The organism is Planococcus alkaliphilus (genome assembly GCF_057031095.1).
The window spans coordinates 3,595,145-3,618,728 of sequence record NZ_CM168060.1; the positions used below are offsets into that span (position 1 = coordinate 3,595,145).

25 protein-coding genes and 1 riboswitch are annotated in these 23,584 nt (G+C 44.6%); of the genes, 11 read left to right on the forward strand and 14 right to left on the reverse strand.

Annotated features, from left to right (window positions below):
* Positions 1-45: 45 nt before the first annotated feature.
* Positions 46-624 (reverse strand): DeoR family transcriptional regulator, encoded by a 579-nt coding sequence (locus tag AC2EXB_RS18770; protein ID WP_483602807.1) that lies wholly within the window; start codon positions 622-624, stop codon positions 46-48.
* Between the two features lie 229 nt (positions 625-853).
* On the opposite strand from AC2EXB_RS18770, the gene ytvA reads away from it, so the two are divergent.
* The 7 genes from ytvA (at position 854) to AC2EXB_RS18805 (ending at position 4,960) form a co-directional block, all read left to right on the forward strand.
* Positions 854-1,648: a YtvA family blue-light photoreceptor gene (ytvA, locus tag AC2EXB_RS18775; protein WP_483602809.1), complete on the forward strand. Its 795-nt coding sequence runs from the start codon at positions 854-856 to the stop codon at positions 1,646-1,648.
* Between the two features lie 77 nt (positions 1,649-1,725).
* The gene (locus AC2EXB_RS18780; protein ID WP_483602811.1) at positions 1,726-2,316 is read left to right on the forward strand and encodes a hypothetical protein; all 591 of its coding nucleotides are present in this window, start codon (positions 1,726-1,728) and stop codon (positions 2,314-2,316) included.
* A 126-nt stretch (positions 2,317-2,442) separates the two neighbouring features.
* Entirely contained in the window at positions 2,443-2,895 is a 453-nt protein-coding gene (locus AC2EXB_RS18785; protein ID WP_483602813.1) for a MarR family winged helix-turn-helix transcriptional regulator, read from the forward strand.
* Positions 2,896-2,918: 23 nt separating this feature from the next.
* Positions 2,919-3,437, forward strand: a complete 519-nt coding sequence (gene paiA / locus AC2EXB_RS18790) for a spermidine/spermine N(1)-acetyltransferase (protein ID WP_483602815.1) — start codon at positions 2,919-2,921, stop codon at positions 3,435-3,437.
* A 13-nt stretch (positions 3,438-3,450) separates the two neighbouring features.
* Entirely contained in the window at positions 3,451-4,062 is a 612-nt protein-coding gene (locus AC2EXB_RS18795) for an FMN-binding negative transcriptional regulator (protein WP_483602817.1), read from the forward strand.
* An 81-nt stretch (positions 4,063-4,143) separates the two neighbouring features.
* A riboswitch (guanidine-I (ykkC/yxkD leader) is annotated at positions 4,144-4,243 on the forward strand.
* Positions 4,244-4,304: 61 nt separating this feature from the next.
* Positions 4,305-4,646, forward strand: a complete 342-nt coding sequence (locus AC2EXB_RS18800; RefSeq protein ID WP_483602818.1) for a DMT family transporter — start codon at positions 4,305-4,307, stop codon at positions 4,644-4,646.
* Positions 4,646-4,960: a DMT family transporter gene (locus tag AC2EXB_RS18805; protein ID WP_483602820.1), complete on the forward strand. Its 315-nt coding sequence runs from the start codon at positions 4,646-4,648 to the stop codon at positions 4,958-4,960. The genes AC2EXB_RS18800 and AC2EXB_RS18805 overlap by 1 nt, the downstream gene beginning before the upstream one ends.
* A gap of 61 nt (positions 4,961-5,021) precedes the next feature.
* On the opposite strand, the gene AC2EXB_RS18810 is transcribed toward AC2EXB_RS18805, so the two are convergent.
* The 11 genes from AC2EXB_RS18810 to AC2EXB_RS18860 form a co-directional block, all read right to left on the reverse strand.
* Entirely contained in the window at positions 5,022-5,792 is a 771-nt protein-coding gene (locus AC2EXB_RS18810; protein WP_483602822.1) for a TerC family protein, read from the reverse strand.
* A 294-nt stretch (positions 5,793-6,086) separates the two neighbouring features.
* The gene (locus AC2EXB_RS18815) at positions 6,087-7,085 is read right to left on the reverse strand and encodes an HAAS signaling domain-containing protein (RefSeq protein WP_483602823.1); all 999 of its coding nucleotides are present in this window, start codon (positions 7,083-7,085) and stop codon (positions 6,087-6,089) included.
* Positions 7,072-7,422, reverse strand: a complete 351-nt coding sequence (locus AC2EXB_RS18820) for a PadR family transcriptional regulator (RefSeq protein ID WP_483602825.1) — start codon at positions 7,420-7,422, stop codon at positions 7,072-7,074. The genes AC2EXB_RS18815 and AC2EXB_RS18820 overlap by 14 nt, the downstream gene beginning before the upstream one ends.
* 178 nt (positions 7,423-7,600) lie before the next feature.
* Positions 7,601-8,833 carry a multidrug effflux MFS transporter gene (locus AC2EXB_RS18825; protein ID WP_483602827.1) on the reverse strand — a complete coding sequence of 411 codons (1,233 nt, stop codon included), beginning with the start codon at positions 8,831-8,833 and terminating at the stop codon, positions 7,601-7,603.
* 143 nt (positions 8,834-8,976) lie between these two features.
* Complete coding sequence (locus tag AC2EXB_RS18830; RefSeq protein ID WP_483602829.1) at positions 8,977-9,264, reverse strand: hypothetical protein; 288 nt, start codon at positions 9,262-9,264, stop codon at positions 8,977-8,979.
* A 17-nt stretch (positions 9,265-9,281) separates the two neighbouring features.
* Positions 9,282-9,845, reverse strand: a complete 564-nt coding sequence (locus tag AC2EXB_RS18835; protein WP_483602831.1) for a proline iminopeptidase-family hydrolase — start codon at positions 9,843-9,845, stop codon at positions 9,282-9,284.
* A gap of 142 nt (positions 9,846-9,987) precedes the next feature.
* Complete coding sequence (locus AC2EXB_RS18840; protein WP_483604790.1) at positions 9,988-11,061, reverse strand: branched-chain amino acid aminotransferase; 1,074 nt, start codon at positions 11,059-11,061, stop codon at positions 9,988-9,990.
* 151 nt (positions 11,062-11,212) lie between these two features.
* Positions 11,213-11,827 carry an NUDIX hydrolase gene (locus AC2EXB_RS18845; protein ID WP_483602832.1) on the reverse strand — a complete coding sequence of 205 codons (615 nt, stop codon included), beginning with the start codon at positions 11,825-11,827 and terminating at the stop codon, positions 11,213-11,215.
* Positions 11,828-11,836: 9 nt separating this feature from the next.
* Positions 11,837-15,001, reverse strand: coding sequence for a DEAD/DEAH box helicase (locus AC2EXB_RS18850; protein WP_483602834.1), 3,165 nt, complete (start codon positions 14,999-15,001; stop codon positions 11,837-11,839).
* A gap of 144 nt (positions 15,002-15,145) precedes the next feature.
* A complete protein-coding gene (gene mnmH, locus AC2EXB_RS18855; RefSeq protein ID WP_483602836.1) occupies positions 15,146-16,207 on the reverse strand; it encodes a tRNA 2-selenouridine(34) synthase MnmH in 1,062 nt (353 codons plus the stop codon).
* A 153-nt stretch (positions 16,208-16,360) separates the two neighbouring features.
* Entirely contained in the window at positions 16,361-16,840 is a 480-nt protein-coding gene (locus AC2EXB_RS18860; RefSeq protein WP_235197683.1) for an Lrp/AsnC family transcriptional regulator, read from the reverse strand.
* A 141-nt stretch (positions 16,841-16,981) separates the two neighbouring features.
* Between AC2EXB_RS18860 and AC2EXB_RS18865 the strand changes: the two genes are divergently transcribed.
* The 3 genes from AC2EXB_RS18865 to AC2EXB_RS18875 all read left to right on the forward strand — a co-directional run bounded on the left by AC2EXB_RS18865 (position 16,982) and on the right by AC2EXB_RS18875 (position 20,479).
* Positions 16,982-17,947 (forward strand): DMT family transporter, encoded by a 966-nt coding sequence (locus AC2EXB_RS18865; RefSeq protein WP_483602838.1) that lies wholly within the window; start codon positions 16,982-16,984, stop codon positions 17,945-17,947.
* Between the two features lie 47 nt (positions 17,948-17,994).
* Entirely contained in the window at positions 17,995-18,759 is a 765-nt protein-coding gene (gene pgeF, locus AC2EXB_RS18870; protein ID WP_483602840.1) for a peptidoglycan editing factor PgeF, read from the forward strand.
* Positions 18,760-18,904: 145 nt separating this feature from the next.
* Positions 18,905-20,479, forward strand: coding sequence for an NlpC/P60 family protein (locus tag AC2EXB_RS18875; RefSeq protein WP_483602841.1), 1,575 nt, complete (start codon positions 18,905-18,907; stop codon positions 20,477-20,479).
* Between the two features lie 180 nt (positions 20,480-20,659).
* On the opposite strand, the gene AC2EXB_RS18880 is transcribed toward AC2EXB_RS18875, so the two are convergent.
* A complete protein-coding gene (locus AC2EXB_RS18880; protein WP_483602843.1) occupies positions 20,660-21,862 on the reverse strand; it encodes a cation:proton antiporter in 1,203 nt (400 codons plus the stop codon).
* On the opposite strand from AC2EXB_RS18880, the gene AC2EXB_RS18885 reads away from it, so the two are divergent.
* Positions 21,851-22,144 (forward strand): hypothetical protein, encoded by a 294-nt coding sequence (locus tag AC2EXB_RS18885; protein ID WP_483602845.1) that lies wholly within the window; start codon positions 21,851-21,853, stop codon positions 22,142-22,144. The genes AC2EXB_RS18880 and AC2EXB_RS18885 overlap by 12 nt on opposite strands.
* Before the next feature lie 326 nt (positions 22,145-22,470).
* On the opposite strand, the gene AC2EXB_RS18890 is transcribed toward AC2EXB_RS18885, so the two are convergent.
* The gene (locus AC2EXB_RS18890; protein WP_251476895.1) at positions 22,471-23,475 is read right to left on the reverse strand and encodes an S-layer homology domain-containing protein; all 1,005 of its coding nucleotides are present in this window, start codon (positions 23,473-23,475) and stop codon (positions 22,471-22,473) included.
* Positions 23,476-23,584: the final 109 nt, after the last annotated feature.

Genomic DNA, 23,584 nt, shown 5'->3' on the forward strand with positions numbered 1-23,584 from the left:
CCTGCAGTTTGATTTTTTACTTTATCTAACGGAAGAAATCCCGTTTTAGATCTCTTTTTTGCTGCAGCAATGTCCGCCGCCCATCTCTTTGGCTAAGCGTTCCACCGCTTCTTCAAATGGATAACTCTCACCGCTGAACCCAAGCTGGAAGCGGTCTGCCTGGCTGCTGTTTGCAAACGGGATCAATTGTGGTTCACAGCAATTGAGTTTAATCTCCGCGTTCATTAAAAAAGTTCCTGTTTTCGCATTAAAGGTTATATCCGTTAAATAATCTTTGCCGATGACATAGGCCACTTCATCAGCAATGTCGCGATAACGCAGCAGCCCGCAATGAGCGCAGCAAGCTTGTTCTACCTGATGATTCTTTTTGATCAGTTGGAATGCTAAGCGCGTATCTGCTTTTTTAAAACAATAAGAACATGTATCTGCCGCAGTGGAAACCGCTGTTTTTAGCGCTACCCCGTTCGACGTCTTTTCCACTTTCTGCTCTTCGACGAGTGATTGTATATCCCGGTACACTGTCATTTCTGATGTGCCTAATCGACTGCTGATGGCGGAAACTTTTAATGCCCCTTCTTTTTCTAACCAGTCTAGTATTTGTTGCTGCCGTTCAATAGGAAGCATGGCTTGTCCCTCTTCTCATTTATAATTTTTGCTCTTAAGTTTCATCTTAAAAGAAAGGCTATGAAAGAACTAGTACTTCTTGTTGATAAATGTGAATTTATGATGAACATTCACATTCCCTTGTTTCCAGTTTGCTGAAACCTCTCATATTCTGTAGAATTTAATTTATCTATAAAATTGAAATAGTTGAAAACAGTATGCGAATCCATAATAGACTGGAGTAATCTTCATGAAAAATTTAACCCCTGAAACACAAATTGCTATTTTTGAAGCAATGTTGAATGGCAGTCGTGTAGCGACTGTTGTGACAGATCCGCAGCAGCAAGATAACCCGATTATTTATACGAATAAAACTTTTGAAAAACTGACCGGCTACTCCCGTGAAGAGTCAATCGGACACAATTGCCGCTTTTTGCAAGGGCCGGAAACGGATCAAGCAGCGATTCTGCAATTAAGAGATGCCATTGCCAACAAAGAGCAAACTACTGTGACCATAAAGAACTTCCGTAAAGACGGTACAGCTTTCTGGAACCGTTTGAATATTGAACCTATAACTATAGAAGACCATCTATACTTCATCGGAACCCAGACAGATGTTTCAACTGAAGAATATCAGCGCCTTTTGCTTGCAGAAAAAGAGGACGAAATCAATCGTCTGCTGCTGCCGATTCTACCCATCCATGAAAATTTAGGTGCTGTCTCGCTAGTCGGCAAAATGAATGAAGAGCGCTTTACTGTTCTGACCGAAAAATTGAGTGAATACGTCCAAAAGAATGCGACCCGCCATATCATTATTGATATTTCCGGCGTCATCTGGGAAGAAAGCTTCTTATATGTCCGCCTCTTGATGATCCAGGATGTCCTTCGCCTAATGGGCGGAACTTTGTATATTACCGGCATCACACCAAAGACTGCTATCGAAATCTCCAGCATGCAAGCACCTGAGCATTCCCTTCGGACGTTCTCGACCGTTCAGCAAGCGATCAAAACCGTGATGGGTGCTAACGGAAAACTGAACAACTAAAACAACTGGATAAATCAGAAGCCTTAATCCTTTCGCAACCAACGAGGGATCAAGGCTTATTTTTAAGGAGGCTGTTTATGTTTTCGAACGACGACTTGCAACAATTGATCGCCGGAAGAATCATCAGCGATCAATTCCCATACGATACTCGGGACGAAAAGGAAGTCAGCGCCCATATTAACCGCTTGTTCCACCGGATCTGCAGAATTCCGAATGTGGTGTGCGAAGCCGAATGGAATCATTTCGGCAGCGGCTATGCTTCTTTTGTGGAGTTTTTCTGTTATCGAAATGAGGATGTTTCTGTCATTCAAGAAAAAGCAACGATCCGTGAGGAAAAAAGAGAAGGCTTGATTATTGATATATGCCGATTGGCCCCCGCAGCCATTTTAGGTGGAGATGTCCGTTATCGAACCATCGACAGAAGGACAGGCGAAGAAATCAGTGGAGCGTACGGCTCCCTTCTGGACGGACCAGAACGATTAAACGTACCGGAGAAATTAAAGCCTCTTGCCTCTCAATTAGTTCAAGCATTGAAAGAATTCGGCTTCGAAGAAATGGAAGCGGAAAAGCTTGGCGAACTCCTCCCATTTAAGAGCCGGATTCCTACCCTTTATCGCAAGCCGAAGGATTACTTGATACTTGATGCTTTCTTTTATTGGGAAGACTGACTGGATTTTCCGCTTGATTATTAATTCATAGAAAATACGATTTCGATTGCAAATGGTCTTAAAATGAATTAAATTGAATCTAGCGTATTTTTTGTTGCATTTGCAATAAAGAGAAAGGTGATAGTCATGAAAGAAATTCTTCGGGAAATTGGAATGATTTCCAGAGCATTGGATTCCATCAGCAATATCGAATTCAAGGAATTGAACCTGACAAAAGGGCAATACCTCTATCTGGTCCGGATTTGTGAACATCCCGGCATCATTCAGGAAAAGTTGCTGGAACTGATTAAAGTTGACCGCTCCACCGCAGCCCGGGCCGTTCAAAAGCTGGAAGCTAACGGTTTTATCGAGAAACGCGAAGACCCGCAGAATAAAAAAACGAAAAAGCTGTTTCCTACCGAAAAAGGGAAAGCAGCTTATCCTTTTATCAAAAAGGAAAATATCCATTCGGATCGTATGGCCATGGATGGATTTTCAGAAGAAGAGAAGGAAATGGCGTTTTCCTTGCTTCAACGTATCCGAAAAAATGTAGAAAAAGATTGGGAATTCGTGAAAAAAGGACGTAAACGAATTTATTAAGATGGAAAAGGAGTGGCGGCCCGATGACAGCAATAATACAAAAATGCACCTTAGAAGATTTGCAGGAGCTTCAGAAAATCAGTATTGAAACCTTCACGGATACATTTCAGGAGCAGAATTCGCCCGAACATTTGCAGGCTTACCTGGAAAAAGCCTATAATTTAGAGCAATTGAAAAAAGAGTTGGCGAATCCGCTCTCCCACTTCTTTTTCGTCTACAGCGGCCAGCATATTGCCGGCTATCTGAAAATCAATACGGGATCAGCCCAGACAGAAGAATCGGGCGAGGATGCGCTTGAAATCGAGCGGATTTACGTCAGAACAAAATTCCACAAACATGGGCTCGGCAAACAATTGCTGCAAAAAGCGATCGACCTGGCGCTGCAATTAGGAAAAAAGAAAATTTGGCTTGGCGTCTGGGAAGATAACGAAAATGCCATCGGCTTTTATCAGAAAAAAGGATTCGTCCAGACAGGGGCGCATTCATTCTTTATGGGAGATGACGAGCAAATCGATTTGATCATGACCAAAACCCTTTCGTGAAAGGCGGAACGCTATGTACATTCCAAAGCAATTTAAAGTCAACGATTTCGATGAGGTCCGTGAGTTTCTCCGGCAGCACGCGTTTGGAACGCTTGTTACTACGAGAAAAGGACGGCCCATTGCCACCCACCTCCCTTTCCAGTTTACAAAAGAACAGGAAGACTATTATTTAACCGGGCATATGGCTTATGGGAATCCCCAGTGGCGGACATTCGAACATTCGGAGGAAGTGCTCGCCATGTTCCAAGGGCCGCACGCCTATATCTCCTCTTCCTGGTACGAACAGGAAAATGTTCCGACCTGGAACTATCAGTCTGTCCACATTTACGGAACGCCGCAGCTTCTATCCGGACAAGAATTGGAGCACGACTTATCGGAGCTTTTGAATAAATACGAGAAACACCGCGAACATGCTGTGCTTTGGGATACTTTGTCTCCTGAATTGCTTGATAAAGAGCTGAAAGGCATTGTCGGTTTCAAGATCCGTGTGACCGAAATCCAAGCTGCCAATAAACTCAGTCAAAATCGCAATGAAGCAGATTACCGGAACATCGTTCAAAAATTGCAGGAAGAAAAGCCTGCTGCATCTCAGGAAATGGCGCATGTGATGGAAAAGAAACGTTGAGCGCTGCTTTTTCTGCCCACTGAACCCTTTTGGATTGAAACATCGCTCTAAATAAAGTAAGCTTTGAATTAACTGCATATCGGAAATGTTTTCTAGGGTTCCGCAGCCTGCGTGCTGGCCTGGTCCGAGAGAAAACTCATAGCTTGTTGCTATGCCACGGAAGGACAAAAGCCTGGGAGAAACTGTTTTTACAGTTCTCCCAGGCTTTTTTTATTTTTATTATCCAAAAGGAGGTAGCAATCGTGAATTTAAATTGGCTAAAAGTCATACTAGCAGCTGTTTTTGAGGTGGTTTGGGTCATCGGATTAAAGCATGCGGATAATTCTTTGGAATGGACGATTACGGTCATTGCGATCATCATCAGTTTTACCGTGATGATTATGGCCGGCCGAAAACTGCCGGTTGGAACAGTTTATGCGGTATTTGTCGGGCTTGGCACCGTTGGGACGGTTCTCTCAGACATTCTATTATTCAATGAACCGCTGAAAATCGAAAAATTAATTTTGGTCGGCGTTTTGCTGGCTGGCGTCATCGGGCTGAAGCTCGTCACCCCTGATGCAAAACCGGAAGGAGGCGATGCGTAATGGCTTGGGCAGCACTAATACTAGCTGGCATCTGTGAAATGTTCGGCGTCGCAATGATCAATAAACTGCATCAGGACCGCAATTGGCAGTCCGCTGTTCTACTTGTTTTGGGTTTCGGGGCAAGCTTTGTCTTTTTGGCCTACGCGATGGAAACTTTGCTGATGGGAACCGCTTATGCCGTCTGGACCGGCATCGGGGCATCCGGCGGCGCTATTCTCGGAATGCTTTTTTACAACGAATCAAAAGACTGGAAACGTATTTTCTTCATTGCGTTGGTATTGGGTGCAGCTGTCGGGTTGAAATTGGTTTCTTAAACGGAAAAGAAGGCAATGTCTGCAGGAGACTTTGCCTTCTTTTTATTTGTTATACAGTTATTTATTGTGCTTGTTCCTGTTTTTTCTTTTTCACACTGATCAACGCGCCGACTGCTACAATTCCGAGTAGGACTCCCCAGAAAATCAGTTTCCATTCTGTCGAATGGGCAAATTCATAAGGGATGATCTCAAGCTCTTTATGTCCCAGAGTGAGGATAGTCAATTTGACGCCCACCCACCCGACAATAACAAAGGCCGTCGTTTCTAATTGCGGATAGTTCGCCAATAGTTTAACGAATTTATGGGCAGCAAATCGCATAATGACGAGTCCGACCAATCCACCCGCTAGCATCACTGCAAATTGCCCGGAGTTGATGCCGCCAATTTCACGGACGCCGAATAAATCCAAATGCGGCAAGGTAATCGCCAGAGCGACTGCTGCCAACATGGAATCGATCGCAAAAGCGATATCCGCCAATTCGACTTTCAATACTGTCATCCAGAAACCGGAGCCTTTTGTCGCTTCCGGCTCAATTGTGTGGTCTTTCCCTTTTCGCTGATCGTAAATATGCTTAAAGGCGATAAATAGCAAGTACGCTGCCCCAAGTGCTTGAATCTGCCAAACATCCACCAATAACGTGATCATGAACAAAGCGGCAAAACGGAACACGAACGCTCCTAATAACCCGTAAAATAATGCTTTTTTCTGCTGCTCTTTCGGCAAATGCTTCACCATGACCGCCATGACCACCGCATTATCGGCCGCCAACAAGCCTTCCAGTGCTACCAGTACGAGCAGCACCCATAAATATTCCAATAAAATTGCTTCCATCTTTCATCCTCCTCCTAATTTTTGCCAACAAAAAAGACCCTTGCCTAATAAAAGGCAAAGGTCTCGCTAAGCAAAATTGTTTGCTATCACAACCGATGGCTACGAACCATGTAATGACGACTGTGAAATAGGTTTCCCTATAGCTACTCCCCTTTGACATAAAGTCAAAGTCTATTGAGTTGTACGGTTAGTATAGCATCTCTTTAAACATGATGAATCATCACATTTGTCTAAATTATGGCACAGTCATTTTTCTAAAGAAGAAGCTTTACTGTCCAGCGATTTCTTGACTTTTTAAATTTTTCTTTTCGCCTCTTGGATGCGGGCTTTTTGGAAACCTTGCACAATATCCATTAAAGCGGTCACGATGACAAGCAGTAAAACACCACCAATCATCCAGTTCATATTGAAATCTGCGCCGAATATCGCGTTGATTTCAACTAGGAAGCGCTCGTTGAATAACGTCGCATCTGTGAAAATGACGACGAAAACAACGGTCGAAATTGCTTGGACAGCAGCATTCAACACGGCCAACCTTACTGTCCACTGCTCTTCGCGCCATTTATAGATTGATAATGCAATCTCCAATACGATGACAAGTGCCACGAGCAGCCAATAGGACAAGAGAACTTCCTGGTTGAACGTCGGCGTGATCAATTCACCGTTTCGGTAAACCCCTACCCAGTCATCCGCATTAAAGTAGAACACAGACCAAATAGCCGTCCAAATCAAACTTCCTGCAATTTGATATTTGGTGATCTTTTTTTCTTTCGGAATATGGATCGTTTCCTTTAAATCATCCGGCGTCCATTCCTGGTATTTAGACGTTAAAGGCGCATGGGAAGTGGAATGATCGGCCCTTTCGATAATCGCGAAAACAACTGTCAGCCAGAAAAACACTTGAATGGCTGCATTGACGCTCGCTGAAATGGCACTCCCGACAATCGCTGTGATGGTTTCTGTGATCGTAGCGCCTCCATCTGCGGTGAAAATCGATGTAATACCCACTGCGATCAGTGAAACAAGGACGGCAATCGGCAATATCAGTTTCAATAAGTCGATGTAAAGATCATAGAATCGCGGCCCGATTAAATGCATCGGCCGTTCTTTATAGCCGCTGGCGAGAATCGCGGGATTTCCGAGCTTTGCCAGCACTTCCTTTACATCATGCAGCGTATAATCCTCTGGCAGCATGTCTTCAATGGTCGATCGCAATTCCAAGGCAATGTCTTCCCTGTTCTTCTCAGGCAGCCTGCGCGTCACTTCTCCAATGTACAGCTCAATCAGATTCATTTGTCTCCGCTCCTTTAAGTAAAGTGTAGAGCTCACGCGACGTCTTTTCCCATTCTTCTTTCAGCATGCCAAAAATCTCTGTCCCGTAATCGCTCAAAACATAATATTTCCGCGGTCGGCTTTCGGTCGTATCCCAACTGCTTGTGACAAGTTCCTGTTTTTCCAGCCTCCGTAGCAGCGGATACAAGGTGCTTTGTTCCATTGAAATTCCGCTGCTTTCCAATAACTGAACAAGCGAATAACCGTATTGCGGAGTTTGGAGCTGGCTCAACACGGCTAACGTCAAAGTTCCTCTTCGCAGTTCAGTGGATAAGCTATTAAATAAGGAATTGTCCATTTTTAAACCTCCCTAGCTATACTGTACGACGTACACCTTTATACTATGCATCATACACTATTATGAAAAATAAAACAATAATAATCTGATAATTCAACTATAATTATGGATATAAAAAATTGGCCCCGTAAAGAGCCAATTTCTCATTGCATTTCGTTCCTATTAATTCCTGCTTTATTTATAAACTTGCGGCTTTTTTCGCCGTCTTCTTAACTAAGAACAAATAAGCCATTAAAGCAATCAGACACATGGAAAAAATGGTCAAGCCCATAGGCACCGCCGTTTCTTCTCCAGCAATCCCGACGAGCGGCGCACTTAACGCACCTAAGACAAACGGCAAAAGCCCCAATAACGCTGAGGCACTCCCTGCTGCTTGGCTTTGTGACTCCATCGCCAATGTGAAAGAAGCCGTGCTGACAATTCCGATCGATGTAACGAAAAAGAAAATCGGCACTACGACTGCCCATAATGGCCCCTGTAAAATCACTACGGAGAGCAGCACAGCTCCGGCAAGAGTCGCCCCGTAAAGAGCGGTTTCAAGAAATTTCTTTTCTGAAAATACATGGCTGAACCGCCCTACCGCATAACTGCCGGCAATCAAGCCGATGCCATTCATGCCGAAAAGCAAACTGAATACTTGAGGAGACACGCCGTAGATATTTTGATAAATGAAAGGTGTTCCGGAAACATAGGCGAACACGCCGCCGATTAAAAAGCCTTGTGCCAGTGCATACCCAGTAAATTGTTTGTCCTTTAATATTGAAGCGAAATTAGAGAATGTGGCTTTTAAATTGCTTGGCACTCTTCTTTCGACCGGCAAGCTTTCAGGAAGGCGGAAACCGGTAATCAACAATAGAACCACTCCCAAAATCATTAAGGCCAGAAAAATCCCTTTCCAGTCGGCAAACAATAACACGCCGCTCCCTACAGATGGAGCCAATAGAGGCACAAGATTATTTACCACCATTAACAAGGCAAAAAGCCGCGTCAATTCTGCCCCGCTGCTCACATCCCTTACTATTGCCCGGGAAATAACGAGGCCGGCAGAAGCCGCAAAGCCTTGCAAAAAACGAAGCAAGACAAAGATATAAATGTTGGGAGCAAATACACAAGCTGCAGAAGCTGCTGCGTAGACAAACAGCGAAATCACCAAAGGCATGCGCCGTCCATGAACGTCACTTAAAGCCCCTGCGACTAGCTGTCCTACGGCAAGTCCAAGCAAACAAGCCGTCAAACTTAATTGGATAGATGAAGCATTTGTTTCAAATACCTCTGCCAGGACTGGAAAAGACGGCAGGTACATATCGATGGTAAAGGGGATCAAAGAAGTAAGAGCTCCTAATAAAAGAATGAAGCGGATACGTTTAAAGCCAACCACAGTGTTTCCATTCGTGCAACAACCTTTCTGCATAAAAACATGAAATCTTGCTTTTTATTTCGAGACTTGAAATACATCTTTATACAGTAGCATAAAAATTTTCCGGCTTGAATTTATTTGACTTTTTTTATCCAACCAAAAAACCTTCATTCTGAGAATGAAGGCACGGAATCCGCTTATGTTTTCTCGTAATTTAAAAATTCCTGGATTTTTTTCGTGTATGCTTCCGGTTCTTCCACACTTGGCATATGGGAGCTGTTTTCAAATACATGAAATTGAGAATCCCGTACTAGACTCGCATAATAAGCAGTGGCTTCCGGTGTCGCTTCATCGTAGCGGCCACAAGTGAAAAGGGCCGGCATCTTCAATTTTCGAAGCCATTCTGCAGCATCATAATCTTGCAATGTACCCGTCACTGTAAATTCTGAAGCCCCCCACATGAAATTATAGATTTGCTGATTCATATTCTCTAATTCCTCGCTTACTTCCGGCACGGATCAAGCCTGCAAAGGTGACGATGATAGAAGCCATACATGGCCGTTTGGTATTCAGGGGAATCGGTTGTCTTCTGACGCTCATTTTCTTCAATTGCCGCCTGCATCTCCGAAGGCATTTTTTTCAGATGATTTCGCTGGTCTCGCTCCCACCTTCGCGCTTGCAGGGCCGGCCCTGAAAAAATGACGCTTTTTACGCCTTTCGGCTGTTTCGAAAGAAAGGCTGCTAGAAGCATCGTTCCCCACGAATGGCCAAGAATATGGACTTCTTCCAGCTCAAGCGCTTTTCGAACCTGTTCCAGTTCTTCCACATAGCGCTCGACTGTCCAAAGTTCGGTATTGCGAGGATGCCCTGAATTGCCGCAGCCTAATTGGTCGTATTGAATAATTGGACGTTCCTGTCCTAGCGAGCGCAGCGGATCTCGATCACTGCTTTTCCCTCCAGGGCCGCCGTGCAGCAGAAGGAGCGGTGTTCCTCGTCCATTGCCCGTAATGCGGTACCAGACATTCCCACCATTGATGGAAATAAACCCTTCCGTTACGTCATTCATTGTTTTTTCTCCCCCTTTTTCACCATCACTCGTTTATTGATTCTCCAAGTTGCGTGTAATTCCTTTATTTCAGCCATTTACGGCCAACTTTCACGTTTACAAAAAAAGGCGCACATCCATTGCAGATGCGCACCTTCTTTTCTTATTTCACTTCCACAGTCCAGCCAAGCGAATCTTCCACTTTTCCTGTCTGGATGCCCGTGATCGTGTCATATAATTTTTGAGACAATTCACCGATTTGGTGATTGTTGACGACCATTTTCTTCCCTTGCCAGTTTAATTCGCCGACTGGCGAAATAACAGCAGCCGTTCCAGTTCCGAATACTTCCTCCAACTGTCCCGCTTCGTATGCTTCATGAATTTCGTTGATCGATATTTTACGCTGCGTGACTGAAATGCCCCATGAACCCAGCAATTCGATGATCGATGTCCGGGTAATGCCATTCAAGATGCTGCCGTTAAGCTCCGGTGTTATGATTTCTCCGTTAATCTTGAAGAAAATATTCATGCTCCCGACTTCTTCGATGTATTTCTTCTCAATTCCATCAAGCCATAATACATCGGCATTCCCAGCTTTTTTCGCATTCGCTTGTGCCTGGTAGCCGGAAGAGTAATTCCCGGCCGTTTTCGCCATTCCTGTGCCGCCTTTTACCGCTCTTGTAAACTGGTCTTCAACATGGATGATGACAGGCGTCAATCCGCCTGTGAAATACGAACCTACCGGTGAAAGGATGATCATCAGCTTGTAAGCTTTTGCCGGGGCTACTGCAAGGTTCGCTTCTGTCGAAATGATGAACGGACGGATGTATAAGGAAGTGCCCTGTGTGGCGGGTACCCAATTTTTCTCAAGTTTGATCAGCTCCGTCAAATAGTCAAGCATCGCTTTTTCATCTACCGTCGGAATGCTTAAACGTTCACTTGATAAATTCAAGCGTTCAAAGTTCTTTTCCGGACGGAACAATAAGACGCGGCCATCTTCTGTGCGGTAAGCTTTCATGCCTTCAAAAACGGTTTGCCCATAATGGAAAATCATTGCTGCCGGATCCAATGTGATCGGGCCATAAGGAACGATTTTCGGTTCATGCCAACCTTTTCCTTCTTCATATTCCAACGTGAACATGTGATCCGTGAAGATGGTGCCAAACGGCACTTGGTCATGCAAAGGCTTGTCCTTCTTATTTGTGCTTTCTACAACTTCCAATTGATATGTATTCACCATTGTGAGGCACTCCTCTCATTTAAACAATATAATTGCAGGTATTTGAATAATTATACATTCTCTTAAATTAATTTCAAGCTTATTTTTATCCACTTAGTGAAAATTAAGAAAAAAGACCCGAACCATTTTTTCATAAAAAAGAGACCATTCAGCGAATGATCTCTATAAAATGCGCCAATATACGGGCCGTCAGCCCCCAAATGACCTTGTCTTCATATAAATAAAAGTACTCTTCCATCTGCCTTGGCTGAAAACTGTAATCTTGTCCGCCTTCAATCAAGTCATACGGGAAATTTTCTTCTGGCTGTATATTAAAATTCATATAGTAAATTTCCGGCGGGGTTTCCAAGAAAAAAGACAACGGTACACTAAAAAGGCTGTCGACTTCAGAAGGATTTGGTTTGAATTCCGCTTCTGCGTCGATTGTCCCTGCAAAAGCATAAATGATCATGCCGAACGGCGAGACCATGTAATCGAGCGGATAGACAGCTGAAATTTCTTCTGAACGGATGCCAAGTTCTTCTCTTGTTTCCCGAAGCGCCGCAGCTTGCGGGGTCGTATCTCCCGCATCGATCCGGCCGCCTGGGAAGCAGATTTCACCCGGCTGCCTCCGCAATGTATGGGCCCGGACTTCAAAAACAATGTGGATTTCTCCATTCCGCTCCAACAGCGGCAACAAGATGGCGTACTTCGAGAAATCCTTGCTGCCCAGGACAGCCGGGTCATGTGCTTTTATCTTTTCGAGTATTTTTTCCGGTTCCATTCCATCACCTCATTCAATCATCAAGATTTCCCGGATGTCTTCTTCGGTCATTGCCGTCAGCGCTTCGCTGCCAGGTTGAATGACTTCATCAATCAGGTTCTTCTTTTTCTCTTGAAGTTCATTGATTTTTTCTTCGATTGTCCCTTTGGCTACCATGCGAATGACTTGGACCGTATTTTGCTGGCCCATCCGGTGGGCACGGTCTGTTGCCTGCTGCTCAACTGCAGGGTTCCACCAAAGATCATACAAAATCACCGTATCTGCCCCTGTCAGATTCAAGCCCGTCCCTCCCGCTTTCAATGAAATCAAGAAGAGATTGCCTTCCCCTTCATTGAAGCGGTCGCAAAGCGCTACACGTTCTGCAGCAGGCGTCTGTCCATCCAAATAGAAGTACGGCTGGCCTTGGCGTGCAAGCTGTCGGCCGATAAGTCCGAGCATTTGGGTAAACTGCGAGAAAATCAGCACTCTGCGGCCCGATAGCCGGCTTTCTTCAATAATCTCGAACAACTGCTCGAATTTCGCAGAACTTCCCGTGTAGCCTTCTACAAAGAGCGCAGGGTGGCAGCAGATTTGGCGAAGCCTCGTGAGTCCGGCTAAAATCCGGATTTTGTTTTTCTTCAGGCTGCCTTTCGCTAAATGCTTCAATGCATCATGTTTGAGTTCAGCCAAATAGGCGGCATAGACTTTTTTCTGTTCTTTCTGCAGATTAGAATACTGCATCGTTTCTATTTTCTCTGGCAGCTCGGTCAATACCTCTTTTTTCAAGCGTCGGAGAATGAAAGGACGAACCCTTTTCGCAATTTCTTCCCGTCTGAGTTCACTGAATGCCCTTCTTCCCGGCAGCAGCTCTGGAAAGACCACATGGAAAATCGACCATAATTCATCGATGGAGTTTTCTATTGGTGTTCCCGTTAATGCAAATTTATAATCCGCTTCTATCGACTTCAGCGACCGGGCGGTTTTCGTTAATGGATTTTTGAATGCTTGGGCCTCGTCCAAAAACAGGCTATGAAAAATTTTTCCGCTGTAAAAAGCGGCGTCCGAGCGCAGTGAGGGATAAGAGGTGATGAAGATATCCGTATCCACCGAACTTTCGAAGATGGCTTTTCTTTTTGCTTTTGTCCCGTCGATGATGCGGACATTCAGCTCGGGTGCGAATTTTTTCATTTCATTTAGCCAATTGTAGGTGAGGGATGCCGGTGAAACGACGAGTACCGGCCGTTTATGCGCACGGATTTCCGACAGCACCGACACGATATAAGCAATGCTCTGCAAGGTTTTCCCAAGCCCCATATCATCCGCCAAAATGCCGCCGAATTGATATTTTGCGAGCAGCTTCAGCCATCTGTAGCCCGCTTTCTGATAGTCCCGCATAATGCTTTCCAGACGCTCCGGAACAGCCGCCGCATGGTCAAGCGGATGGTCCAAGCTCTTGAGAAGCCGCGCAAAATTCTCGCCCGGCTCAATCACTTCGCCGCCTTCCACCACATCCAGCATTTTCATCGCCTGCAGCAGCGGAATCCGGAATTCCTGCTCATCCAATTGCTGCGCTGTGAGTTCCAGTTCATTCATAAAATCATTGAAGGCAAGAAAATCCGGCGTTTCAAGCGATAACAGCTGGCCATTCGGAATCCGGTAATATTTTCGTTTATGTTCAAGAGCTTTCAGGAGTTTTTGAATCTCTTTCTCCGGAATCCCCTGCAAATCAAAGCGGAATTCAAGCCAGTCCGTCCTTTCGCCAAAATCCATTTTGATTTTCGGTCCAATGTAGCCGTTATGAAGGCGCATCTTTACCGAAGTGGTGGCATACACATCAACCACTTCCTCGAATTTCGGGATCCAGTGATAAAGGAAATCGTACTCTGCCTCTTCGTTATGGATATAAAAGCCGCCGTCTGTCTGGTTGAACAGGCTGTCGTGCATCATCTGCATGATGCGCTGCTCTTCCGCGATATGCCGGCGAAGCCCCGGGTAATGTTCAAGCCCTGCTTCCTCTTCTTCACACGGATTGATGATCAATTGCCCATAATGAAATTCAAGGCCTGCTAAAAGCCGGTTGCTGACGCGATCCAGATATAATTTTGCCCGAAGCGGCACTTCGCCTAAACTTCTGGCTACGCCATCATCCATTTTCACATTTCCAAGCTTCATCAGTCCTGGAATGGCCGTTTTCATGAAATGCTCCATCTGGCTTGCCGGAATCGTTAAACGCGGTTCTCCCGCCAACTCTAGTAGGTTCTTCAGTTCCACCAGCTGCCTGCAGCTTTCCTCAGGCAGCGGCACAAGCTCTCCGCCAGTAAACGCGTAGCCGTAAGCACTTAATACCAAAATGCCATTCAGGCCTTTTGCTTCCAGTACATAACTCCCCGACGGCCCTTCTTCAATTTCAAAACTGACAGGGAGCCGCTCCGCTAACCGCAGCCCTTTATATAATTGATCTCCTTGCTGGATGCTGACGTGGGGCGCTTGCTGCAATAGCGGCAGAAGCTGCAGCCAATCCGACACCGAAACTAAGATCATGCCTTCCCGGTCCGTCAGCAAACTTGGAATGCGGGAGCTCTTAATAAGGAACTGCAGGACCGCATCGGTTTCACGGTTGAAATTATGCCATTGTGGATTATAGGTAAAATCACTGGTGATTTCCGCCGGTTCTTTCCGTTCGACTTTCTTCAAGAACTCTAAAACCCTTAGGACGGGATGCCGTTCGCTGATTCCTGCCTGCAAACGAAGGCCAATTCCATATTCCGCGTTTTCCAGCAAAAAAGGAAAGCAGGTAAACTCCACAGCTACTGTTTGGCGCGTATCAAAATGGAGCTGCTTTCCGGCAGGACGCCCGGATGGATTGCTGAACAAACTCAGCATCTGGTCAGCCAATGGACTGCCAACAGCCTGAACATCTCTTGCTGCAAGCAGTACGGCTGCAATGTGCTGGCAATGGGTTTTGATAAAACCGACAGGCGGGCAGCTGCATTCCGCGACAAGCTGATTGTGCTCGCCTTGGCGAATCAAAACAGTGAAATCTTCCCCAGCTTTTACTGTAGCTTTAATCGCTGCTTCCTCTTTGGAGTCCGCATGCAATATTACTTTATTTGCTTCGAAATATGCTTTTCCTTTTTTATAAGCGGCGATTCCGCACAGTTCTTTAATCATTTGTTCACTTAATGCAAAGTTCATTCAGCCATCCTTTCCTAGCTTTTCAGATCAAGCTAACTTTCTTGTCTTTTCACCCTACCACCCGCTCAACAAAGGGTCAAAATTTCCGGCGGCGGTAAAAGAAAACAAAACCAGCTCGGTTTAAAGAGCTGGCTTTGGGCACATTTATGAATTTATCTGGATCGACGGTTTGCTTTCCGTTTCTGGCAATTGCTCTTTGACTGCCTGAATGGCTTCTTCAAGATTTTTGACGTCTAAATGCAGTTTTTGGGAATCCGGGTATTGCAGGCCGGTATGCTTGTACCGGGAATCGTAATAATACTCCAGCAGCAGGCGAATAGCGGATTCAAAATTACCCGTTTGGAGATCTTCTTCGATTTTTTTCGCAACCGGCACATGGATGCGCGATTGGATGCGATGAAAAGCTTCCAAGCATTCCTCCTGGTATTTTGAAGGCGTGTAATCTTCCATGATTTCCTTGATGCGCTCTTCCATCGGCAAGTCGATGATCAGATGAAGGCTGGTGTTTTTCAAATCACTGAGAAACGGTGGAATGACGACTCGGCCAATCCGGGTGCTTTCCGCTTCAAAAATAACATAAGGTGAATCCTTGAGCTCAATCAGGCGTTCATTTAATAATGCATCAAAGGTTTTCTGATTGTGGGGCTCCAAGCCGATCTGGCCGAATATTGATCCTTTGTGATTGGCCATCCCTTCAAAATCAATAACAGGATAGCCTTCTTTTTCAAGAGCTTTTAGGATCCGGGTTTTGCCGGTGCCGGTCAAACCGTTTAGCACAATCGCTTTTTTAGGAGCTTCGATATGCTCCAACTGATCAATTGTCCATTTTCGATAAGAACGGATTCCTTCTTCTAAACGGCTGACGTGGACATCCATCAAGCTGAGAAGCGTCGCAGTCGTTTTGCTGCGCATGCCTCCGCGCCAGCAAAAGACCGTTTTATCGCCTTCCACTTCTTTGAACTGGCGGATAAAATCCGGCAGTTTTGCAGAAATGATTTCAAGGCCCCGCTCTTTTGCCGCATGGACGCTTACCTGTTTATAGAGTGTACCGATTTCTGCCCGTTCCGCATCATTGAAAAAAGGAATATTAATGCTTCCTGGAATCGTGAAACTTTTGTATTCAGAAGGCGATCTCACATCAATTAGCGTCATTTCGTTTTTTCGATTGCCGGACATTAACTCTTCTACTCGGATATTGCTGAACATTTTTTCCTCCAAAAGCATGATCACAAGGCTCTGCTTGCTGAACGCTTTATAGTACCGGGGAATTCCCCTGATTTTACTGGCTTAAGACCAATTAAGTTGATTTTTCCTCTATTAAGTATACACCCATTCCCTGGAAATTTGGACTTTCTCGCCTCAAGCTCCTCTGATTGGCAGCACCGTGGAATATTTGACTTCCCGGAGTGCAAGGCTTGTTTGGATCTTCGTAATCCCCAATTTATTGAGCTTTCGGATAAAATCCTGCAGGTCTTTACGATTCTTATTGGCCACTTTCAGCAAATAATCATACTCTCCGGTCAAGCATTGGCATTCCAGCACTTCCGGCATCTCCACCAGGGCAAGTTCCAGCCTGTTCAATTCTTCCGCTTGATGAATATCCGTGCTGATAAAAATGTAGCACAGCAAATCAAAGCCGAGTTTTTCCTGATTGAGAATGGCTACGTGCCCAATGATATAGCCTTCTGATTCCAAACGCTTAATCCGGGAATGGACAGCCGGCGGCGACAAATTGACTTGTTTGGCAATTTCCGTATTGCTGAGCTGCGCTTCCTTTTGCAAAATATCCAAAATCTGCACATCCGTTTGGTCTAACACTTTATTGACGATCGATTCCATTTTTTTGCCCCTTTCAATCATTCCAAATAACTTGCTCTAACTATCCCTAAACAGAATAAATAAAAGTTTTTATTTTATATTTCTTATTTTATTTTAAATATAGCGTAATAAACAGAATAATATACGGAAAATATCGTTTAAATGATAAAATTATTCATTATCAAACCGAAAGAAGGTCTGCTTATGCGTCATTTATACTTCTTATTGCTGCTATTGACCAGCTTTTTATGGGCCGGAAATTTCATCGTCGGAAAATGGCTGGTCGGCCATGCTTCTCCGATGACTTTAACCAGTCTTCGCTGGCTCATCGCTGTTCTCTGCCTTCTGCCTTTGGTATGGGCCACAGAAAAAAGGATCAAACCTTCGCGAAAAGCGATTCTTCCGTTAGCTTTGATGGGAATTACAGGCGTCGCTTTTTTTAATATTCTTCAATTCCTGGCTTTGGAGCAGACTTCCGCTTCTAACGTGGGCTTGATTTCCACCTTGAACATGATTTCCATTGCCTTATTTTCAGCGATTTTCTTAAAAGAACGCATCAACTCTTTTCAGATGGCTGCGATGGGCTTTTCCTTTCTCGGTGTTTTGCTCGTCTTGACGAAAGGCGAGCTCCACCTGCTTTGGTCGCTTCATTTCAATAAAGGTGATTTGTACATGCTCGCTGCTGTCGGTATTTGGGGCATCTATTCCGTCTGCAGCAAATGGGCGATGGCCAATACGAGTGCTGCGATGGCGACTTTGTATTCCGGCGTATTCGGGCTCGCCTTCCTGCTGCCGTTCAATATCACGGATTTTGCCGTAGTGGACGTCAACGCCTCATTTGTCTATTCCATCCTTTACACCGGCGTCATTTCGACTGTGCTCTGTTTTGTCTTATGGAATCTGGGCGTTCAAAAGCTCGGCGCAACGACTTCCGGCCTTTTCCTGAATTTCAATCCGGTCTTCACAGCGATTTTAGCTTTTATGCTGCTTGGCGAAAAGATGACAGCTGTCCAAATTATCGGGAGCCTCATTGTCATCAGCGGGTGCTATTTCTTCAGCTATTTTAAAACGAAAAAATTTGCGGCTGACAGCATCGTTCCGCCGAACCTGCAAAGTTCAAAGGTGTAGCTACACATTCAGGATGATTTCCGCTATATTGTAAGCGGGTGATGCAGATGAAAAAGAAATTATATGTAGACAATGAAAAGTTTATTGCAGGGATGACGTTTAAAGACTTTGCCGAAGCTGAACAGAATAATATGGCGCTGCATGTCTGTGAAAATCCGGCATCAATCGTAGAAAACCGCAGAAAACTCGCTGCTGAACTCGACCGGCCTTTGACCGATTTCGTCGCTGCCGAACAAACCCATAGCGCAAATTTCCACCGGGTCATAGCGCAAGATAGAGGCCGCGGCGCAGAAACAAAAGACACTGCGATTAAAAATACGGATGCGCTTTACACATTCGAACCGAATCTTATTTTGAGCAGTTTTGCCGCTGATTGCGTGCCTGTCCTTTTTTACAACGAAGTTTCCGGCGTTGTCGGGGCAATCCATTCCGGTTGGCAAGGGACGGTCAAAGAAGTTTCCTTGAAACTCTTTGAACACTTGAAGCAGCAGGAACAATGCGACCCAACTGATTTCCACGTACAAATCGGTGCTGCACTCAGCCAACAGAAATTTGAAGTCGACGAGGATGTATTTTTGAAATTCAAAAGCTTGGGTTATGCCGATGAGTTTATTTCCTTTAACGCCGAAACCCAAAAATACCATATCGACAATCAATTGACCGTTCAAAAGCAATGTGAGCTGGCTGGAATTCCGGCCAGCCAAATCACCATTGACCGGACATGTACGTTCCAAGACCCTTCCGGCTTTTCTTATCGCCAAGACAAGAAAAGCGGGCGGCATATGGGTTTTATCATGAAAAAAGAAGTGTAGAGGCAATCGCCCTGCACTTCTTTTTTCATTTGTTAATAAAGTATATGGCATTATAAAATTTCACATTTCTAAATATTTAGTCTTACTTTCCTTGTTTTTCTAAGGTATAGTTAGCATAAAATGACAATTCAAAAGGGGAAACTACATGAACAAAAAAATGATAATGGTTTTGCTGGCATTTCTCATCCTGTTGACGCCATTTCACACTGCCTTTGCCGCTCCCGTCTATAAAGATGTCCAGGACCCATACAAATTTAAAGCCGAATTCGATTATTTGGTGAAACAAGGGATTTTGACTGCAGATCCAGCGGTAGATTTTGGTGTAGACAAAGAAATCACCCGCATCGAAGCGGTTGGCATTTTGATCCAGGCCTTAAAGCTCGACACCACGAACAGGCCGGCCCCTGTTTTCACTGATGTGAAAGCTGACGACCCGAATTTCCCGCTCATCGCCACCATCGTCGATGAGAAAATCATGGTCGGAAATGGCAAAGGCCAGTTCAATCCTTATGAAAAACTGACGCGCGCCCAAATGGCTACCGTCCTTGTGAAAGCCTTTAAACTATCCGGAAAAACCACTACCGTGTTCAAAGACGTTTCCCCTAGTTCAGCAGCTTACGGAGCGATCCAAATCTTGATCGCCAATAAAATTACGGCCGGCTACAACGATTACACATTTAAGCCTTATACGTATTTAACGAAATCGCATTTTGCCGTATTTATAGCCCGGATCCTGAATCCGGCATTCCGGGCGGATCCCAAACCGCCGGCGCCAACTCCTGTTCCGCCAGCTTCATGTGAAAAGCCAAGCAAAACAGCCACTTATAAAGTGAATGTTTCCGTAACAAATATGTGGAAAAACCCAAATAAAACCCGGACTGTCGACAAGCCTTCCCTGTCCAAGCCCGTTGACATGAAAAAATGGATCAATGGCATGACCTTGAATGAAAAGAAATGGCTAGTTGAAAAAACCGATACTCAAGCGGTGTTCGGTGAAGAAGTCAGCTTGCTCACAACCGGCAGCAATTGGGTTGAGATTGCAGCAAACGATCAATATGTACCTTATCAAAAAGAAGGCTACCCGGGATGGGTCCCAAAATCCCATATAGCGAAAGTGACAAAAGATTATTCCGATTGCGGCATTGCCATCGTTACAGCAAAACTTGCACCGCTATATAACACTAACGACCAAAAACAATTCATGGAAATCAGCTATTCGACCATCTTGCCGGTCATCAAATCAGACAATAAATGGTACCATGTCCAAACACCGGCTAATGGCATCAAACTTCTGCGGAAAGCGGATGCCAAATCGTATAAGAACTACAAATCCGTTCCTAAGCCATCACAAGCAAACATCGTCAATGAAGCGAAAAGTTTCTTAGACCTTCCTTACTTATGGGCAGGCACTTCCGCTTACGGCTTTGATTGTTCGGGAATCATTTATGCGGTTTATAAAAACTTCGGAATCACGATTCCGCGCGATTCGTTCTATCAAGCGACAAAAGGCACTGCGGTAGCAAAGAAAGATTTGCAGCCTGGCGATTTGGTGTTTTTCGCCTATAACGGCGGAAGAGGAAAAGTCTATCATGTGGGGCTCTATATCGGCTCAGGCAAAATGCTGCATGCGCCGAATGCCTCTTCTAAAGTGAGAATTGAGGCCTTGAATGCCGGAGTCTATTTGAAGAATTACTCGGGAGCCCGCAGATACTTGAAGTGATCGGATGCAAAAATAAAACCCCCATGCCAAAAGGCAAGGGGGTTTTCGATAGTTTGCGGCGTATCAAGCCACGCTCCACAACGTGTTCCATAAAGGAATGCTTGTCCGTCTTACGCAAACGAGCTCATCGCGTCTTTAACAATAGAGCATGGCGGAAACTGTGTCAATATTTTTCACTTCTCATTTATCTTGTTTATTGATGAGCTTGGTTAATGGATAGACTCCTATGCTTTGGATTACAAGCGAAAGGAGAATAACCGCAAAAGCCAAAGACACCAGCAACTGATCTTTTTCGCCCGCTTCATTTTCCAGCCAGAGCAGCAATGCAACGGACATGGCCCCTTTAATGCCGGACCATGTAATCAACGAAGTCGTAGAAAAATCGTTTGTAAATTCCTTTCTCCACGCCGGGACACCATAGATGAATCCCCCCAGGACAATAAATCTAGCCACGATGGAGAGGAGAAAAATCACCACAGCCAGACCCCATTCCGGAAAAGCCAGGTACTGGGCCCCTTGAATGCCAATTAACAGGAACAGCAAACCCAAAAGCGTCGGATTGACAATATCCCAAAAACCATCCAATGATTCCTTAACTCTGCTGTCCTTGAGGTCTTTGCCAAATTCATAGGCTAGCATGATTCCCGCAACTACAGTAGCCAAAACGCCCGAAACCCCTAATCCTTCAGCCAGATAAAAACCGCCATAGGCAACAATGACTGTCAACATGACATGGTAATGCCTGTTTTGCGTATAATGGATAATTTTGCTCGACAGCCAACCAAGAATCCAGCCGATTGCCACTCCTCCGAGCGACACCAGCAAAAATTCAGAAATGAACTTGCCTGCAGAAAAGCCGTTCCCCGTCTGGAACATAGCAAGGAATATGGTGAAAATGACGACACTTGTTCCGTCGTTGACAATGGATTCCCCTTCCACCACATCTGCTATTTTCTCTTCTCCTTTGCTTTGCTTTAAAATTGATGTAATAGAAACCGGATCTGTCGGAATCAGAATCGCAGCCAAAAGGAATGCGGCCGTCAAGGAAATGGAGATGAACCATCCGCCAACCCAATAAATGCCAAGTCCCAGCAGAACGGCAGTCGCCATTAATCCTAGCGTACTGAGGGCCGCAATGATGCCCGCATTTTCTTTCAGCTGCTTCACAGGAAATTGATAGGCCGATGTGAAGAGAATAGCCGGAAGAAAAATAGTGAAAATAATTTCTTTGGTAATGTGCAGGTTCGAGAAAAACGGAACGAACGAAAGGCCGATTCCGATCAGCACAAGCACCACAGGAACCGGAAAGTAATTCTTTTTAATATCGATTGTGTAAACTATGTATCCGATTAAGAAGAGCAGCAAAATTTGATGAGCCAGCAAGTTATCCACGCCTTTCGAATTTTTCTATACAGGCCTTACTTCTCTTCATTCCTTTCTTTCAAAAAGTTAAACTTTTTGCTTCAAACGTCCTATCCGACTCTGCTTTCTTTTTGCTCTTTGCCCTTCTGCCCTATAGAAAAAGCTTCAGGCGATGAACACTATTGCAGTGCCATGCCTGAAGCTTTTCAGTCAAATTTTTCTTTGTTGTATGCGTTGGATCGTCTCTTCAATCCAATGGGCTGTATGCTCCGCTTTGCTGTTAAAGTAATCATTCATGATTGAATAGTGCTTTAATTAAAGCACTATTTTTAAGCTTGTTCGCATTCTACTCTCTTCTAATTTGAAATTCAACAAATCCATCTTTTTTTGCTGATAAAGGAAATATGTATATATGGCGACGGGAACATTTGTTTGAGGATGAAACAGCCGATAAATTGTTTCATGTGAAACATTTATTGTTTTCTAAAGCCATAGGAATTCTCTTCAAGGATTTCAAAACTCTCCTTTTAAATTTGCACAAAAAAATTGCCTGCAGATGTTAGGTTAACCCTAACTTCTGCAAGCATTTTTCTTTAAGAGGAAAAATTATAAGTGTTCACTTACTTTCTTCATTCAGGGAAGAAATTGAATGTGTAAGTAATGCCACGGAATTCGTCATTATACGGAAGGTTGAATGTAATATCTACCGTATTTTTGCTTGCCAATGAAACCATGATGGCTTGTTTTGCATCTTGGGCACCGGCAGCAACTGTGCCATTGCCATTAGAGATTTCATAAGAAACGTTATTAACTAGGACTGTTTCAATTCCTTGGTCTGCTAACGATTGGAAGAATCCTGTACCTGATTCAGGCGCTGGAAGATCTCCAGAACCCTCAATATTAAATGTATTCACTCGGGACTCGTCTACAACTACATCGTAGCCATATTCTGCTCCCAGAGAAGCAAATCCATTCATTGCATCTCGGAAGTCTTCGCTCAACTCTTCCACTTCAAGCATTTCTGCTCTGTAAATGAAGATAGCGAAATCTCCGCGTTTGATGGAATTATCGGGAGCGAACTTAGTAGCAGAAACCCCTTGCGTGATGCCATTTGCCATCAAGCCGGCTACTGCCTGGCTATAGCGGCTGTTTACATCGGTGAACGTCATGTTCGATACATCGCCTTTAAAGTTATACGCGTTAGCGTTGCTCATCATTAAAGCGACTTCTCCACGTGTAATCGTGTCGTTGAAACCGAAAGTTTTTGATGTCTTCCCGTTAATGATTCCAGCTGCTTTCAATGAATTGATTGCAAGGGTACCGCGAGTTGGTACGTCGTTGAATCCAGATGCCGGAGCTTTAGGATCCTTCAAGTTCAATGCTTGTGCCAAAATAATAGCTGCATCACCGCGTTTGATCGTTTCATTGACGCCAAATGAAGTCTTCGTCAAACCGTTTGATAAATTATTTGTCACCAAATACGTAATTGGCAATGCATACCGTTCGGATACATCAGTGAAAGCTGCTGTTTTCACTTCGTCAGCTGCAACCGCTGGCACTACTGCAGTAGCTACTAATGCAGCCGAAGCTCCTGCTACTGCGAAATACTTGAATTTTTTTGAATCGATTTTCATTCACTAATTCCTCCTCTTAAATGGGTTCATTCTCGCCTTTATTTCCCAGTTGTTTAAATATTATAGTAATATTTGTAATAAAGGCTTTCTCCTATTTATACCAATGTGC

Coding starts and splice junctions, on each gene's coding strand:
- AC2EXB_RS18770 (WP_483602807.1), bottom strand. CDS start 624: ATGCTTCCTATTGAACGGCAGCAACAAATACTAGACTGGTTAGAAAAA.
- ytvA (WP_483602809.1), top strand. CDS start 854: ATGAAAAATTTAACCCCTGAAACACAAATTGCTATTTTTGAAGCAATG.
- AC2EXB_RS18780 (WP_483602811.1), top strand. CDS start 1,726: ATGTTTTCGAACGACGACTTGCAACAATTGATCGCCGGAAGAATCATC.
- AC2EXB_RS18785 (WP_483602813.1), top strand. CDS start 2,443: ATGAAAGAAATTCTTCGGGAAATTGGAATGATTTCCAGAGCATTGGAT.
- paiA (WP_483602815.1), top strand. CDS start 2,919: ATGACAGCAATAATACAAAAATGCACCTTAGAAGATTTGCAGGAGCTT.
- AC2EXB_RS18795 (WP_483602817.1), top strand. CDS start 3,451: ATGTACATTCCAAAGCAATTTAAAGTCAACGATTTCGATGAGGTCCGT.
- AC2EXB_RS18805 (WP_483602820.1), top strand. CDS start 4,646: ATGGCTTGGGCAGCACTAATACTAGCTGGCATCTGTGAAATGTTCGGC.
- AC2EXB_RS18810 (WP_483602822.1), bottom strand. CDS start 5,792: ATGGAAGCAATTTTATTGGAATATTTATGGGTGCTGCTCGTACTGGTA.
- AC2EXB_RS18815 (WP_483602823.1), bottom strand. CDS start 7,085: ATGAATCTGATTGAGCTGTACATTGGAGAAGTGACGCGCAGGCTGCCT.
- AC2EXB_RS18820 (WP_483602825.1), bottom strand. CDS start 7,422: ATGGACAATTCCTTATTTAATAGCTTATCCACTGAACTGCGAAGAGGA.
- AC2EXB_RS18825 (WP_483602827.1), bottom strand. CDS start 8,833: ATGCAGAAAGGTTGTTGCACGAATGGAAACACTGTGGTTGGCTTTAAA.
- AC2EXB_RS18830 (WP_483602829.1), bottom strand. CDS start 9,264: ATGAATCAGCAAATCTATAATTTCATGTGGGGGGCTTCAGAATTTACA.
- AC2EXB_RS18835 (WP_483602831.1), bottom strand. CDS start 9,845: ATGAATGACGTAACGGAAGGGTTTATTTCCATCAATGGTGGGAATGTC.
- AC2EXB_RS18845 (WP_483602832.1), bottom strand. CDS start 11,827: ATGGAACCGGAAAAAATACTCGAAAAGATAAAAGCACATGACCCGGCT.
- AC2EXB_RS18850 (WP_483602834.1), bottom strand. CDS start 15,001: ATGAACTTTGCATTAAGTGAACAAATGATTAAAGAACTGTGCGGAATC.
- mnmH (WP_483602836.1), bottom strand. CDS start 16,207: ATGTTCAGCAATATCCGAGTAGAAGAGTTAATGTCCGGCAATCGAAAA.
- AC2EXB_RS18860 (WP_235197683.1), bottom strand. CDS start 16,840: ATGGAATCGATCGTCAATAAAGTGTTAGACCAAACGGATGTGCAGATT.
- AC2EXB_RS18865 (WP_483602838.1), top strand. CDS start 16,982: ATGATAAAATTATTCATTATCAAACCGAAAGAAGGTCTGCTTATGCGT.
- pgeF (WP_483602840.1), top strand. CDS start 17,995: ATGAAAAAGAAATTATATGTAGACAATGAAAAGTTTATTGCAGGGATG.
- AC2EXB_RS18875 (WP_483602841.1), top strand. CDS start 18,905: ATGAACAAAAAAATGATAATGGTTTTGCTGGCATTTCTCATCCTGTTG.
- AC2EXB_RS18885 (WP_483602845.1), top strand. CDS start 21,851: ATGAGCCAGCAAGTTATCCACGCCTTTCGAATTTTTCTATACAGGCCT.
- AC2EXB_RS18890 (WP_251476895.1), bottom strand. CDS start 23,475: ATGAAAATCGATTCAAAAAAATTCAAGTATTTCGCAGTAGCAGGAGCT.